General features: G+C 56.5%; 11 protein-coding genes. 5 read left to right on the forward strand and 6 right to left on the reverse strand.

All coding sequences use genetic code 11. The annotated features are described in order from the left end of the window. Positions 1 to 141: 141 nt before the first annotated feature. Together DWY76_RS01265 and DWY76_RS01270 are read right to left on the reverse strand one after the other, a co-directional pair. Positions 142 to 834: a peptidoglycan-binding domain-containing protein gene (locus tag DWY76_RS01265; RefSeq protein WP_097781966.1), complete on the reverse strand. Its 693-nt coding sequence runs from the start codon at positions 832 to 834 to the stop codon at positions 142 to 144. 3 nt (positions 835 to 837) lie between these two features. Further along, on the reverse strand, positions 838 to 2958 hold the full coding sequence (locus DWY76_RS01270) for a peptidoglycan-binding protein (RefSeq protein ID WP_243111876.1): 2121 nt from the start codon (positions 2956 to 2958) through the stop codon (positions 838 to 840). Positions 2959 to 3240: 282 nt separating this feature from the next. Between DWY76_RS01270 and DWY76_RS01275 the strand changes: the two genes are divergently transcribed. The 5 genes from DWY76_RS01275 to DWY76_RS01295 all read left to right on the forward strand — a co-directional run bounded on the left by DWY76_RS01275 (position 3241) and on the right by DWY76_RS01295 (position 12203). Further along, the gene (locus tag DWY76_RS01275; protein ID WP_120079433.1) at positions 3241 to 4059 is read left to right on the forward strand and encodes a MerR family transcriptional regulator; all 819 of its coding nucleotides are present in this window, start codon (positions 3241 to 3243) and stop codon (positions 4057 to 4059) included. A 181-nt stretch (positions 4060 to 4240) separates the two neighbouring features. Beyond that, on the forward strand, positions 4241 to 6292 hold the full coding sequence (locus tag DWY76_RS01280; protein ID WP_120079435.1) for an FAD-binding protein: 2052 nt from the start codon (positions 4241 to 4243) through the stop codon (positions 6290 to 6292). 661 nt (positions 6293 to 6953) lie between these two features. Then, a complete protein-coding gene (locus DWY76_RS01285; RefSeq protein ID WP_120079437.1) occupies positions 6954 to 7802 on the forward strand; it encodes a PRD domain-containing protein in 849 nt (282 codons plus the stop codon). An 88-nt stretch (positions 7803 to 7890) separates the two neighbouring features. After that, the gene (locus DWY76_RS01290; RefSeq protein ID WP_120079439.1) at positions 7891 to 9990 is read left to right on the forward strand and encodes a PTS transporter subunit IIABC; all 2100 of its coding nucleotides are present in this window, start codon (positions 7891 to 7893) and stop codon (positions 9988 to 9990) included. 647 nt (positions 9991 to 10637) lie between these two features. Beyond that, positions 10638 to 12203, forward strand: coding sequence for a recombinase family protein (locus tag DWY76_RS01295; RefSeq protein WP_120079441.1), 1566 nt, complete (start codon positions 10638 to 10640; stop codon positions 12201 to 12203). A gap of 44 nt (positions 12204 to 12247) precedes the next feature. On the opposite strand, the gene DWY76_RS01300 is transcribed toward DWY76_RS01295, so the two are convergent. The 4 genes from DWY76_RS01300 to DWY76_RS01315 all read right to left on the reverse strand — a co-directional run bounded on the left by DWY76_RS01300 (position 12248) and on the right by DWY76_RS01315 (position 14844). Continuing rightward, positions 12248 to 12805: a hypothetical protein gene (locus DWY76_RS01300; RefSeq protein WP_243111878.1), complete on the reverse strand. Its 558-nt coding sequence runs from the start codon at positions 12803 to 12805 to the stop codon at positions 12248 to 12250. A 126-nt stretch (positions 12806 to 12931) separates the two neighbouring features. Further along, the gene (locus DWY76_RS01305) at positions 12932 to 13813 is read right to left on the reverse strand and encodes a TlpA disulfide reductase family protein (protein WP_005939879.1); all 882 of its coding nucleotides are present in this window, start codon (positions 13811 to 13813) and stop codon (positions 12932 to 12934) included. A 4-nt stretch (positions 13814 to 13817) separates the two neighbouring features. Then, positions 13818 to 14708, reverse strand: coding sequence for a 4Fe-4S binding protein (locus DWY76_RS01310; protein WP_005939881.1), 891 nt, complete (start codon positions 14706 to 14708; stop codon positions 13818 to 13820). Beyond that, entirely contained in the window at positions 14701 to 14844 is a 144-nt protein-coding gene (locus tag DWY76_RS01315) for a CD1871A family CXXC motif-containing protein (RefSeq protein ID WP_337678835.1), read from the reverse strand. Before DWY76_RS01315 ends, DWY76_RS01310 begins: the two co-directional genes overlap by 8 nt. Positions 14845 to 14953: the final 109 nt, after the last annotated feature.

Consider the following 14953-nt stretch of genomic DNA (forward strand, 5'->3'; position numbering starts at 1 on the left):
ACGGGAAGAAAACCCTCTCAGTCACGGCTGACGCCGTGCCAGCTCTCCCGAAGGGCGAGCTTTATGAGTGCAAACCATCAGATGCAAAAGAGCTCCCCCTTTCGGGGGAGCTGGCGAGCGAAGCGAGACTGAGAGGGTTTATCAATCAATCGTCGTTTTTGTCCGTCCCACGCCGATGACGGCGGTGCTGATCTTTTTCCAGCTGTTGCAGCCGCACACACCGTCCACACGCAGGCTCGTGCGCCGCTGGAAGCCTTTCAGCGCTTCCTCCGTCCGGGCACCAAAGATGCCGTCGATGCGGCTCCCGGTCTGGTAGCCCAGCGTGGAAAGCGCGTCCTGCAGAATCATCACATAGCAGCCGCGGCTTCCCCGCCTCAGGGTGGGGTAGCCTGCTGTGGTGCCGCTGCAGGCGGGCGTGCCGTAGCGGCGGTCCATGTGCACCCATGTGGGGGTCTGGCTCAGCGGCTCCACATAGCCCCATGCCCCGGTGCCCCGGGCTGCGTTGTAGATGGCCGTGCGGGCGGTCCGGGTCAGGCTTTGGCCCACGTCAAAGGATACGCCCGCGTAGTGCTGGCTGCGGGTGCCGTGGCCGCCCTCCCAGATGCGGCGGAAGGCATATCCCACCGGGATGCCCTTGCCGTACTTGCGGCGGGTCAGGTTCCACGCTTCCATGGCCGCAATGGTGGTCCACAGGGTGGGGCTGGCGGATTTGCCCCGGAATTCCCGCACCCGCAGGGTGGTGCCGGTGCTGTAGGGCATGGGGTCGTTCTCGTTCAGGTTTGCATAGGTGTATACCTTGTTCTCGTAGGCATCGTAGATCAGAAGTCGTGCCATCGCTCATTCCTCCTTGCTGCAGTGTGGGCAGCTCTGGGCCTGCAGCGCGGCCCATGTTCCGCGGTCCACGGTGCCGGTCACCAGCAGCCCGGCCCGCTGTTGTGCCAGCCGGACGGCGGCAGTCTCTTCCGGGCCGAAGCAGCGGTTCTCGGTCACATAGCCCTCGGTGCAGTACAGGCAGGAACGCCCGTTCAGCCATGTCTCCACCTGCGCCACGTCCGGCCCCACGCTGCCCGCGCCGATGGCCCGGCCCGGGTAGACCGGGCCATGCCCGATGCTGCGGTCGGGGTTGGGCATTTCGGCGGCGAGCTGCAGGCTCAGCGCTTCCACAGCTGTCCATGTGTCGGCATCCGCAATGCCGGTCTCGGGCAGGCCCAGCAGCTCCTGTGCGCTGCGGGTGGCGGCGGCAGTCTCGTCGGTGTACTGGTCGGAGAGGGGCGGGTTCTCCACGCTGGTAAAGTAGTAGGCAATGCGCTGCAAAAGCAGGCTGTAGTAGAGCACTGCACTGCCGGAAGACCCCACTGTGAGCGGGGTGCCGGGGTAGGGCAGGCGTTTCAGGGTGACCACCGGCCCGGATGTCCGCAGAGTGGACGCCTTGTCGTACAGGCTGTTCCATGTGGTACGTCCCACGATGCCATCTACAGTCAGCCTCGCAAAGCGCTGGTAGGCCCGCACGGCAGCTTCGGTGGAAGCACCGAACTGTCCGTCGATGCCAATGGCCGGGATGCTGCTCTCGTAGGCGCTCATGAGGTAGAGGTAGAACTGCAGCTCCCGCACCGCTGTGCCGGAAGAGCCCTTGCGCAGCACGCCCGGGTACTCGCCGGGGCGCAGGCTGGACGACAGCAGCTTGTTGGCGATGTCGTTGTACACCTCGTATAGCTTGTTCCATGTCGTGCGGCCCACCACACCGTCGCTGGTCAGGCCAAAGTAGTTCTGGAACCGCTTGACTGCCGCTGTGGTGGCACTGCCGAACTTGCCGTCCACCGTGATGTTGTTCAGGTTCGAGTACACCGTGCGCGCGATCTTGAGCCAGAACTGCACCAGCCGCACATTCTGTCCGCTTGCACCCTCCCGCAGGGCGGTGCCGGGGTAGGCATTGGGGGTGCCGTTGTCGGACTGGATGCTGCGGAACTGGTCGTACAGCTCGGTCCATGTGTCACGGCCCACCACGCCGTCCACGGTCAGGCCGTATTTGCGCTGGAAGGCCCGCACCGTGTTGGCCGTTCCAGTGCCGTAAACGCCGTCCACTGTTAACGATGGGATGGAAGACTCATACTGTGCCAGCGTATTCAGCCAGAACTGCAGCTGTTCCACGGCGCTGCCGGTGGAGCCGGTGCGCAGTACGGTGCCGCCCCATGTGCCGTCCGAGAGAGTGCCGCTGGACACCTCGCCCTCGCTGGTCAGCTCCGCAAGATCCTTGACCGACACATAGATATAGCTGATCTTGTACCATGCCTGTCGTCCGACTACGCCGTCGGCGGTCAGGTTGAACTGCTTCTGGAACGCCCTGACCGTGGCGGCCATCTTGGCCCCGAACACGCCGTCCACAGTCAGCAGGCCGAGGAAGGGATAGTCCTTGGTGATGCGGTTCAGCTGGCGCTGCAGGGTGAACACCGCTGTGCCGCTGTCGCCCTGCCGGATGGGCGAACCGGGGTAGCTCTGGGGGATGGACTGGATGTTCGAGGTGCGGATGATCTCGATGTCGTTGCCGTAGTAATACTTCAGGATCTGCAAGGCGTTACGGCCCTGATTGGCCAGCGTCACGGTGCCCCACTGCTTGAGACCCGGGCAGGTGACAGATTTACCGTCGCAGTATTCAGAGTAGTAGGGGTTTACGGTGCCGGTCTTGCGGATATAGGTGTTGAAGATGTCGTTGGTGATGCGCACCATCACATCGAACACGGTGCGGCCATGCACATAGTACTGGTCGTAGCTGGTGGAGTTGGTGATGTTGAAGGTGTAGCCCTTGCTGGGGTACCACTCGGTGTAGATGCGGTTGAGTGCCAGCGAGATCTGACAGTGGATGTTGGCCCGCAGGGCCTGCTCCGGCCACGGGGAATAAAATAACCAAACCGAAAAAATAATCGTATAATCGTCTAAAATATGCCAATTTGGAACGTTCAAGAACTGATTTTTGTACTGAATAAGTCATACTTATAATAGGCGGATTTTTGTTTATGCAGCAGGTTTAAGATGTTGGATTCATTCTGTTAAAACTCAGTCCTACTCTCTGCCGGTCACGGCATCCAAGTCAACGCCCTGTTTTTGCTGCCCGGTATTTTCCGGCGGAGAACGGCAAAGTTTTTTTACTTGAAACGGTGCGCGGATACGATATAATAAGGATGGATAGAAAAATAACATTCGAGCAGCTCTAAGGTTCTGCTGCCCGGAAGGGAGCTTACTGTTATGCGCTATACCATCAGTGAGATGGCATCTCTACTTGGTGTCACAACCCATACTTTGCGCTACTATGAAAAAATGGGCCTGATCCACCCCGAGGTCAACGAGGATACCGGCTACCGTTACTATACAGTCACTGATACCCGGCGGTTCAACCTGTGCAGGGAACTGCGGGCGGCAGAGCTCTCGCTGGAAGAATGTCGGGAGCTGATCGGCGCACCCACGGTGGAGCAGAGCGATGCCATGTTCAACCATCAGATCGCCCAGCTGCGGCGCAGGCAGGTGCTGGACGAACTGGCCATCCGTTTTTTGGAACACAAGCGGGAGCAGTACCGCACACTGGAACAGAATGCCGGGCGCATCTGGGTGCAGAATTTCCCGGAAATGTGGCGACTGACCTTCTCACAGGAAGAAGCAGCAGACCGGGATAAAGAATTGCAGCAGGAAAAGGCTGAATGGCTGGAATGTATGCCTGCGACCCGCTGGGTGAGCCGCCTGCCCCGGCGGGTGATGGAGCAGTTTCGGGTGGGACGCAACGAGTACGACTACGGCCTTATGATTGAGGCCGATGCCGCTCGCAGGCTGGGGCTGAAGCGCACAAAGCATGTGGAGGTGGTGTGCGGCGGAGACTATCTGACTACCATTTGGAAAAAGGATTATCGCGGGTCCTTTGGGTGGGACTCACTGGACGACCTGCATGCGGAGATCGTGCAGCGCGGGTTCCGTGCGGTGGGCGAGACCTTCAGCAGCATCGCTGCTAGCCGGGAGCAGCCCGATGGGAGCATCGTGAATTACCATCTGACGCGGACAAAAATATATACATAAAATTGCAATATCACGAGAATTTGTTATATCAGACAAATTCTTGTGATATTTTTGTCAAAATAACCCTTGACCTTCGCGCTGCTCTAACGTGTAAGCTTTGTTTATCCAGTAACAAAGTCTGCGGACTTTGCTGCCAAACACGGATCACACGAAGAAAAAAGAAAAGGCAAGGAGAACGATTATGAGCGAAAAGATTTCCCGCCGCAACTTCCTGCGCACTGCTACCTTGGGTGCAGCTGCCGCAGGCCTGCTGGCCGGCTGCGGCAACAGCGCAGCTTCTGGCAGCACTGCTGCCGGTACCTATACCGCAGGTACCTACAGCGCCACCGCCACCGGCATCAACACCACCACCCCGGTTACCGTGACCATGACCTTCAGCGCCGATGCCATCACCGACGTGCAGATCGACGTGGCAAACGAGACCAAGGGCTACGGTGCCGACATCGCCGACGAGATGGTGAAGAAGATCCTGGACGCACAGTCCAGCGAGGTGGACGGCCATTCCGGTGCCACCATCACCTCCGGTGCCATCAAGAAGGCTGCCGAGAGCTGCATCAACCAGGCCAAGGGCGTGGCCGTGGCCCCCACCGAGGCCAGCAAGGCCGAGACCGTGGTGCCCGAAGGACTGACCACCGAGGAAGTGGAGTCCTCTGTGGTGGAGCTGGGCGACATCACCCCGGACGAGACCAAGGACTTTGACGTGGTCGTTGTGGGTGCCGGTGCAGCCGGTGTGCCCGCAGCAGGCTGGGCAGCCGAGCTGGGCGGCCATGTGGCCCTGCTGCAGAAGCAGAGCATCGTGGTGAGCCAGGGCAACTGCGGCTCCGCCATCATCAAGTCCAAGTCCACCGAGGCCGGCAAGAAGATGTGGGTGCACATGACCAACGGCCTGTGCGACTGGCGCGCCGACACCAGCCTGCTGAACGCCTACGTCGAGAACTCCGAAGAGGCCCTGATGTGGTATCTGAACCGCGCCGGTCTGACCGACCAGACCGAGTACGGCGACGGCAGCCTTGTGGACAGCGTGAAGGATCCCTCCAGCCTGCTGCACAACGACGAGAAGGAGATCTTTGCCTACATGTGCACCAGCCAGGATCTGACCGGCGTGTGGAAGGACCGCATGGACACCTACGACTTCGGCGATGAGCACTGCTACTTCTTTGCTCCGTGGATCGGCCCCAAGCCCAAGAACGTGGGCGACGTGCTGGCCACTGTGCTGGAGAACGTGCAGGCCAAGAACTCCAATCTGGAGGCCTTCTTCAACACCCCCGCCGTCAAGCTGGTGCATGAGAACGGCAAGGTGACCGGCGTCATCGCAAAGGACGAAAACGGCAAGTACATCCAGTTCAACGCTTCCAAGGGCGTCATCCTGGCCACCGGCGACTACATGAACAACGAGGCCATGGTCAAGCGCTGGTGCCCGGACGTGGACGGCTACGACAAGAAGCAGTACCAGAAGACCGGCGACGGCCACATCATGGCCATCGACGCAGGCGCCAAGATGGAGAACCTGGGCCACACCAAGATGATGCACGACTTCGACTCCGGCCTGATGTACGAGGAGCCGTTCCTGTACGTCAACATGGAGGGCAAGCGCTTCTGCAACGAGGACACCGGCTTTGTCTACATGGGCAACATCACCAAGTATCTGCCCCGCTACAACGGTGCCAACGTGGATGCCAACCACCCGGACGGCTCTCTGGGCTGGTACTGCCAGGTCTACGACAGCGACTACATGAACTACGCCAACAGCCCCGTGCCGGAGCAGGTGATGACCAAGTACATCCCCGGTGCCGTGGAGAACCCGCAGGGCGTGTTCACCAACCTGATCGACACCTATAAGGCCGACACCATCGAGGAGCTGGCTGCTCTGCTGGACGTGCCCGCCGATGAGCTGCAAAAGACCATTGACCGCTACAACGAGCTGTGCGATCAGGGGACCGATGCGGACTTCGGCAAGAAGAGCGCCTACATGCACAAGATCGAGAAGGCTCCCTTCTGGGGCGTGCGCAAGCACATCCGCGTGTCCTCCATCGACAGCGGCGTGAACACCAACGCCAACGGCCAGGCTCTGGACGCTGACGGTAACGTCATCGAGGGCCTGTACTGCGTGGGCAACGTGGGCGGCGTGTTCTACGGCGGCGCGGACTATCCGTTCCACCAGACCGGCCTGTCCCTGGGCCGCTGCTATACCTTCGGCATGCTGGCCGCAAAGCATGCTATGGGCCAGCTGTAATTAAGAAAAAGCTGATTTTGGGGCTGTTGCAAAATAGCATCCCTTTATCGCAAAGCTGATCAATCTGAATATTTTTGTACCGCCCCTCCGAAAATATCGTTGATGCGGATAGAAAGCTGTACAGAAGGACGTTCTCAGACTGCAGCACACCTGATAAGCGAATACCGCCGAGGACTCTTCCCATTTTGGGAAGATGTCCTCGGCGGCTTTTTTGTATATAGGGCAGCAATTCTTGACCGTCTTTTGTGAAGGCGATGAGTTACGAGATGGAGCACAGCTTTCTCCGCAATGATCTCGATTGAAAACAACTGCACATATAAAGCAAAAAGGAATATTCTTACTTGTCGATTTGCTGTAGAAAATCACCTGAGTTTGGGCAAAATTGATAAAGTGAAAAAGAAACCCGTTCCCATCTTGACACTCCGCAAAGAATATGGTATTGTAATCAAGTATAGAATAAATTTCCATTCAAGTGCTTAATTTGTTCGTGCCTTACAAAAAAGAAAATTGTACGTGAGCAGCGTCGTTGGATTGTTACCGTTTGGCGGGCTAGACCAACTCTGCATAGCACAAGCCGAAAGCGTGTTTCAGCCTTCGGTATGTTTGCTGTGTCGAGGATGGTCTTTTTTTATTGCCTTTTTCAACTTGAGGAGGAGAAACAATGCAATATACCGTCAAAAAACCGATCAACAACAATATTCTGCGCGTGGTGGACCCCACGGGCTGTGAGCTGATCGTCACCGGACGCGGTCTGGGCTTTGGCGTTAAGCCGGGCTATAAAATTGAGGCTGAAACTGTGGAGCGCAGCTACCGCATGACCAGCCCTGCCGTGCAGCAGAAGTTGGTGGAACTTCTGGAACAGATCCCGTATGAGCATCTGCTGCTCACCGATGAGCTGGTGGCAATGATCCGCAGCCGGGTGAACTACCCGCTGAACGAAAGCCTGCTCATCACGCTGGCCGACCACATCAGTTTTGCCATCCAGCGCAGCGAGCAGGGAATTCGCTTTTCCAACCCGCTGATGGCTCCCATTCGGGAATTCTACCCGGAAGAGTATCGCCTTGGTATGGAGTGCCTTGCCACCATCCGCCAACGCTGCCATGCAGACCTTTCGGACGACGAGGGTGGCTTCATTGCGCTGCACATCGTCAACGCAGAGCTCAACACCACCATGAGCGTGGTGAACGATGTCACTCGCTTTGTGGATGGCTGCGTGCAGGTAGTGGAATACTTTTACAACTGCCATTTTGACCGGGATGCACTGGATTTCAGCCGCTTTACAGTACATTTGCGCTTTTTTGCGCAACGCGTATTTCAAGGAAAACAGGAGCAGGAAAGCGATACCCACGACGAAGTGTTCCGCGCCCTGATTGCCCGCAATTGCAGCGAGCACTACAAATGCGCTTGCTGCATTGCGGAGTATGTCCGCAACACCTGGCACAAGGAGCTTTCGGACGAGGAACTGGTGTTCCTTACAATCCATCTGAAACGGATTCGGATGGGGAAGTAAGCTTTCTTGCTCCACCTTTGATTCTCCACAGGTCTTTCCTGTGTGGATATATTTGCTGGATACAAATTTGGAAAAAGGAGAATTGAAGATGAAAGACAAGATCTTTGGCGTGCTGCAGCGCGTGGGACGCAGCTTTATGCTGCCCATTGCACTGCTGCCCGTAGCGGGCCTGCTGCTGGGTATCGGCAGCTCGTTCACCAACGAAACCATGCTGGCGGCCTATGGCCTGAACAGCGTCATCCACCCCGGTACCCTGATCTACACCATTCTGGACGTGATGAGCCAGACCGGCAGCGCCGTGTTCAACAATCTGGCGCTGTTGTTCGCCATGGGCGTGGCCATCGGCATGGCCCGCAAGGAAAAAGAGGTGGCCGCCCTGTCCGGTGCAGTGGCTTATATCATTATGAATACAGCCATTCAGGCAATGATCAATGCGGCAGGCGGCGTAGAAGCGATGCCTGCCAACTCCACCACCACCATGTTGGGTATCACAACCCTGCAAATGGGTGTGTTCGGCGGCATCGTGGTCGGTCTGGGCGTGGCAGCGCTGCACAACAAGTTCTATAAGATCGAGCTGCCGCAGGTGCTGGCCTTCTTCGGCGGCACCCGCTTTGTGCCCATCATCAGCTCCATCGTGTATCTGGTGGTCGGCATTGCCATGTTCTATATCTGGCCGGTGGTGCAGAGCGGTATTGCCGCGCTGGGTGCACTGGTGCTGGCTTCCGGCTACGCAGGCACCTTTATTTACGGCCTGCTGGAGCGTGCGCTGATCCCCTTTGGACTGCATCATGTGTTCTATATGCCGTTCTGGCAGACCGCTGTGGGCGGCACCGCCATCATCGATGGCGTCACCGTGACCGGCGCACAGAACATCTTCTTTGCCGAGCTGGCTTCCAAGTCCACCACTGTGTTCTCGGTCAGCGCTACCCGTTTCATGGCCGGTAAGTTCCCCTTTATGATGTTCGGTCTGCCCGGCGCGGCGCTGGCGATGTACCAGTGCGCCAAGCCGGAAAAGAAAAAGGCGGCAGGCGGCCTGCTGCTGTCTGCTGCGTTGACGGCTTTCCTCACCGGCATCACCGAGCCGCTGGAATTTACCTTTATCTTTGTGGCTCTGCCCATGTACGCCGTGCACTGCGTGCTGGCCGGTCTGTCCTTCATGCTGATGCACATTCTGAATGTGGGCGTGGGCATGACCTTCTCCGGCGGTCTGATCGATCTGGTGCTGTTCGGCGTGATGCAGGGCAACGCCAAGACCCACTGGATCTGGGTGGTCGTTGTGGGTGCGGTGTATTTTGTGCTGTACTACCTGATCTTCCGCTTCATGATCTCCAAGTTTGACTACAAGACCCCGGGCCGCGACGATGCGGAGGAGGTCAAGCTGTACACCCGTGCGGACGTGAACGCCCGCAGCGCCGCTTCCGGCAGCACCGCCCCCGCAGGGGATGACCCGGTCAGCGCCCTGATCGTAGAAGGTCTGGGCGGCGCCGCTAATCTGTCCGACGTGGACTGCTGCGCCACCCGCCTGCGCTGCACCGTCAAGGACGCTGCGCTGGTCCGGCAGGATGTGCTCAAAGCCTCCGGTGCCTCCGGCGTGATCTGCAAGGGCAACGGTGTGCAGGTGGTATACGGCCCCAAGGTGGCCGTCATCAAGGCAAAGCTGGAAGATTATCTGGAAAATGCACCTAAGACCCCGGCGGCGACCGCAACACCCGCCCCGGCGGCCCCCGCAGCAAAGGATACCGTGCTGTCTGCCTGCCTGAACGGCACTGTAGTGCCGCTGGCCGATGTGAAGGATGAAGCCTTTGCCAGCGGTGCACTGGGGGACGGCATTGCCATTGAGCCCACCGATGGTGAACTGGTGGCACCTGCTGACGGTGAGATCTCCTCCACCTTTGAGACCCACCATGCCGTGGGCATGACCACGGCTGACGGTGCCGAACTGCTGATGCACATCGGCATCGATACGGTCAAGCTGGGCGGAAAGCACTTCACCTACCTCGTCAATGAGGGCGACAAGGTGCGCAAGGGCCAGCCGCTGATCCGCTTTGACATCGAGGCCATCAAGGCCGAGGGCTATCCCGTCACCACACCGCTCATTGTCTGCAATACTGATGACTATGCCGCTGTCGCGGCTAAAGCCAGTGGCACCGTAAAGCAGGGCGATGCGCTGCTGGAACTGAAGCACTAAGCGTTTCTCCCAAACTGTAAGGCAGGGTTGTTATAAAGGGGGGCTGTTGCAAAATAGCCCCAACAAAAAAATGAGATAGACTTCCCCCAAAAGGGGTTGCCTATCTCATTTTTTGTTGTAAGCTGAAACTGCAATGAACCAACTACAACATGAACAGTATCGCAAAGTTAATCAATCGGAATATCCTTGTTCCGACCATCCGAAAATATCTTTGATGCGGACAGAAAGCTGTGCAGAAGGACGCTCGCAGACAGCAGAACACCCGCTAAACGAATACCTCCGAGGACTCTTCCCATTTGGGAGTCGTCCTCAGAGGCTTTTTTAGTTTATAAGCCATATTGACTGGTTGAAAAGTTCTGAATTTCGCCGACTGGAAATAGACTGAAGTGACACATATCACAATCAAGTGAACCGAAAAGGGGGATTCGATGGAAAAAACTCCTTTTATTCTGCACGAAAAATTTTGTTCGGACAACAACGAACAGCGCAAAGAACATTTTCAAAAGGAATTTGAACGATATATCGTCGATGAGCTGTCCGATACCGCTCCTTCAAAATCCTGCGCCTGATTTGGCATCCTTGAATTTGAGGGGAGAATGCGGTATGTTGCGCATGGACGATTGTGCACAAAAAGAAAGGTGCAAATCATGAAAGCGGCAATTTATTGCCGCCTGAGCAAAGAAGATGAATATAAAATTGGCGAATCGGAAAGTATTCAGAACCAGAAATCGATGCTGATCCAGTACGCCATTGAGAAAGGATTTGATATTTACCAGATTTATTCGGATGAGGATTATTCCGGCATCGATCGGAATCGTCCGGCTTTCAATTCGATGATACAAGCCGCAAGCGAACATAAATTCGATGTGGTGCTGGCCAAGACGCAATCCCGTTTTACCCGCGATATGGAACTCGTGGAAAAATACCTGCACGGAAAGTTTATTGAGTGGGGCATTCGGTTCATTGCTGTCGTTGACCATGTGGACACAAACGATACTGCGAATAAAAAATCTCGTCAGATCAATGGCCTGATCAACGAGTGGTATCTGGAAGACTTGTCTGCCAATGTCCGCTCGGTGCTTGACCACAAGAGGAAAGAGGGTTTGTTCATCGGCTCTTTTGCGCGGTATGGGTATTGCAAAGACCCGAATGCAAAAGGAAAACTTATCATCGATCCGGAAGCTGCCGAAGTGGTAAGGCGGATTTTCTCTATGGCTCTTAGTGGAATCGGTGCGCATAAGATTGCGCGGATTCTGAATGATGAGAAAGTTCCAAGCCCAACTGCTTATAAACAGCAGCATGGCATCCATTACCATATTGCAGCGAAAAATCCCAATGCAGACCTTTGGAGTAGCCCCACGGTATACCAGATGCTGCACAATCAGCTTTATGTCGGAGATATGGTGCAGGGACGGCATAAAAAGGTGAGTTATAAGTCCGAAAAGACGATTTGGCTTCCCCAGTCGCAGTGGATCGTTGTAGAAAACACCCATGAAGCCATCATTGACCGGGGGACGTTTGAAACAGTTCAGATGATGCTGAAAGAACGTACCCGGAGTGGTGGAAAAGGAACGATTCATCCGCTGGCGAAAAAAGTGGTTTGCGGATGCTGTGGCAGCTACATGGAACAAACTGGCCGTCAGCCAAAGGCGGATGGGACTCAAAGACGCTATGTTCGCTGCCGGATGCATCAGCGCGCACCGGAAGTGTGTGGCAACAAGACCTGTACAGATATGAACGCATTGGAGAATGCTGTGCTGGAACGTATCCGGGCGTATGTGGCAGATTATTTTGACCCTGAAAAAGTTACCCTTCCAGAACAGGATGACCCAATCCAGCAGCGAGAGTATGCAAAGCGAGACGAGCTGAAACGGTTGAAAAGCGAAGTGGACCGGCGGCGCAAGGCTATGCAGGAACTGTATCTGGATAAGGTGTCTGGTCTGATTGATACCGTCCAGTTTTCTGAAATGAACCAGACTTTTCTGGAAGATGTAAAAAACGCAGAAACGCGAATCAATATTTTGGAAGCGGAATTGGAACAACAGCAGGAAGAAACCAGCGTGGTTCAGACGCAGATGCAGCGTGTGCGGGAACTGGCACAGGTTTCCCATCTGACCCGTGAACTTGCTGTACTGCTGGTTCATCGTGTCGTTGTCGGAACGAAAGACCCACTCACTGGAGAGCAAAAAATCACGATTGAATGGAATTTCTAAGTGGTAGAGCAGTTTAATGGCCCCGTTGGGTTATTTTCGTCAGCTCAGGTAGGGTAGACTTCGCTGGACGCCACATTGGCAATATAATCCCGGAAGGAGACGGTCACGTTCCGTGCGGAGGCTGCAGGCTTGCCCAGATGCACCGTGATGTTTTTGGGAATGATGACTCTGTCCAGCACCCGGGGCACGCAGTTCTCCATGGGGTCCGGGCCGCTGCCGCCATCGCCGGTGAACAGTGAATGCTCCGGGATGACTATGGGCGGGTTTACCACGTCGCGATCCTCTTCGGTCTCGGGGATCATCTCTGGCTGGGCCAGTGTGACCTGCCCGGCAAAGATCTGCACACCCTGAATGCGCACGGTGCGGAAGCCTGCCTTTGCGGCAGTCAGGTCCACAACGGCATAGGGCCGGATGGTGTTGTTCTCCTGCAGGGACAGCGCACAGGAGGGGGCTTCAATGGAGAGGTCGCCAGCGGTGCCGGTCTCGTCGGTGATACGCTGAGCGGTAAAGCCGTTGCCGGACACGGTGACGAGAACACCCTCGATGGGCGAGGACTGACGGGCACCGAAAGCCTGAATGCGTAGAATGCCGGTGTTTTTCATGGAGATACGCTCCTTTGCTGGTAAAAGTATGCTTCTGCCCCAGCGTATTCCGTCCGGCACCCGGGCGTGCATGGCAATGCACACCGCAAATAAAAAAGCCGCCCGAAGGCGGCAGGGGAGAAAGGTTTATTTGGCGCTGTCCTTGGCAAGGGCGGCGTCGATATTTTTTTGTAGAGCGGCAAGGTTTTCTTCCTTGTCGATGCCGCCAAGCAGGGGCTGCCCCACAACGTTGCCGTCCCGGTCAAAAACGTAAGTGGTGGGGAAGGCCATGATGTTCAGTGCAAACTTGCCGGCCTCACTGCCGGAGGCAAAGTAGATGTTGCGGTAGCTTGCGCCCGTTGTCTCCAGCAGTTTTTTGGCGGCATCAATGCCCTGCTGGTTGCCGTCCAGCGTCTCGGTGTTGATGCCGATGACCTCACCGCCCTGTGCCTTGACCTTCTCGTTCAGGGCGTTCAGGTCGTCCAACTCCTCCACGCAGGGCTTGCAGCCGTTGAACCAGAAATTCACCACCGTAAAGGCGTTGCCCGCAAACAGGCTGTTGTCCACCGGGTTGCCCTCTAAATCGCTGCCCTCAAACTTGGGGAAGGCGGTGCCCTGTGCGGCGGCACTGGAAGCGGCATCCTCTGCGGGGGCAAGAGCGGCGATCTGCTCCTCGATGGCACGAATCTTTTCGGCATCTGCGGTCAGGGTCTTGTACTCCTCGTCCGAGAACTGATCTTTGGCCTTTTCCACAGCGCTGAGCAGAAAATCGCCGTAGTTGGCGCTGATCGTGGTTTCGGTCACGTTTTTGTCCATGGATGAGAACACTTTCTCCCACAGAGCATCGTTTGCAGAAAGGATCTCGTTTTCCTCGGCCAGCAGCTGCTCCTCGGTTTTGCTTTCTGCTGCCGCAGAGGAAGCGGCAGAAGAGGATGCAGAAGATGCAGAAGATGCGCCCTGCCCGCAGGCGGCAAGGCTGAAAGCCAGCACAAGGCTGAGAAAAAGTGCGGCAATACGATGGATCTTCATGGCTTTACTCCTTTGTTGTTTCGGTATTTGATTGGTCCCCCAGCCCGAACTTGTACTGAATGGCGTCCGTGGGACAGGCTTTCATGCACATCCCGCAGCGGATGCATTCGGCGTGGTTGGGGGTCTTGGTAATGTCTACGTCCATCTTGCAAGCCTTTGCACAGGCTCCGCAGGAGACGCATTTGTGGGTGTCTACGCGCATCTGGAACAGCGAGACCTTGTTCAGCAGCGCATAGAACGCGCCCAGCGGGCACAGCCACTTGCAGAAGGGGCGGTAGAACACCACGCTGCCCACGATGACCGCCAGCAGGATGCAGGCCTTCCATGTGAACAGCTTGCCCAGCGCAGCGCGGATGCCCGCATTGGTCAGGGAGAGGGGAATGGCACCCTCCAGCACGCCCTGCGGGCAGAGATACTTGCAGAAGAAGGGGTCGCCCATGCCCAGCTCATTGACCGCCAGCAAAGGCAGCAACACCACCATGACCAGCAGCACCGCATACTTTAAATAGCGCAGCGGCTTCAGCTTTTTGGTGGAAAGCTTGGGGGATGGGATCTTGTGCAAAAGCTCCTGAAACCACCCGAATGGGCAGAGGAAACCGCAGATGAACCGCCCCAGCAGCACCCCAAAGAGGATGAGGATGCCGGTAATGTAGTAGGAAAAGCGGAACTTGGAAGAGCCCACCACCGCCTGGAATGCTCCCACCGGACAGGCACCGGCCGCGCCCGGGCAGGAATAGCAGTTCAGCCCCGGCACGCAGACGTATTTTCCGCCGCCCTGATACAGCGCTCCTTTTGCAAAATTGGGTAGGTGGAGATTGGTCAGCAGGGTAGCCCCGGCTTGTATAAAGCCCCGGAAGCGGGCAAGGGGAGAAAGCTTTTTCTTTTTCTTATCCAATGCCCACACACTCCATACACAGCCGGATGGCTTTTGAAAATACGGTGTCTGCCTCGCCCCGCCATAAGCCGAACAGCAGCATCAGAACCCCGGCGGCAAGCAAAAGCAGCTGCGCCTGTTTTTTTGTCATGAACATCATAGCCTCCTGTTGTTTGATGGCATCAGTATACACCATGCGTGATAAAATCTCTGCTAAGAAAATCTTAACACGAATCTTAACACCGTCTGCTATAATCTGTTATAAT

Origin of the sequence: Faecalibacterium sp. AF27-11BH (genome assembly GCF_003603005.1) — a bacterium.
Lineage (GTDB): Bacteria > Bacillota > Clostridia > Oscillospirales > Ruminococcaceae > Faecalibacterium > Faecalibacterium taiwanense.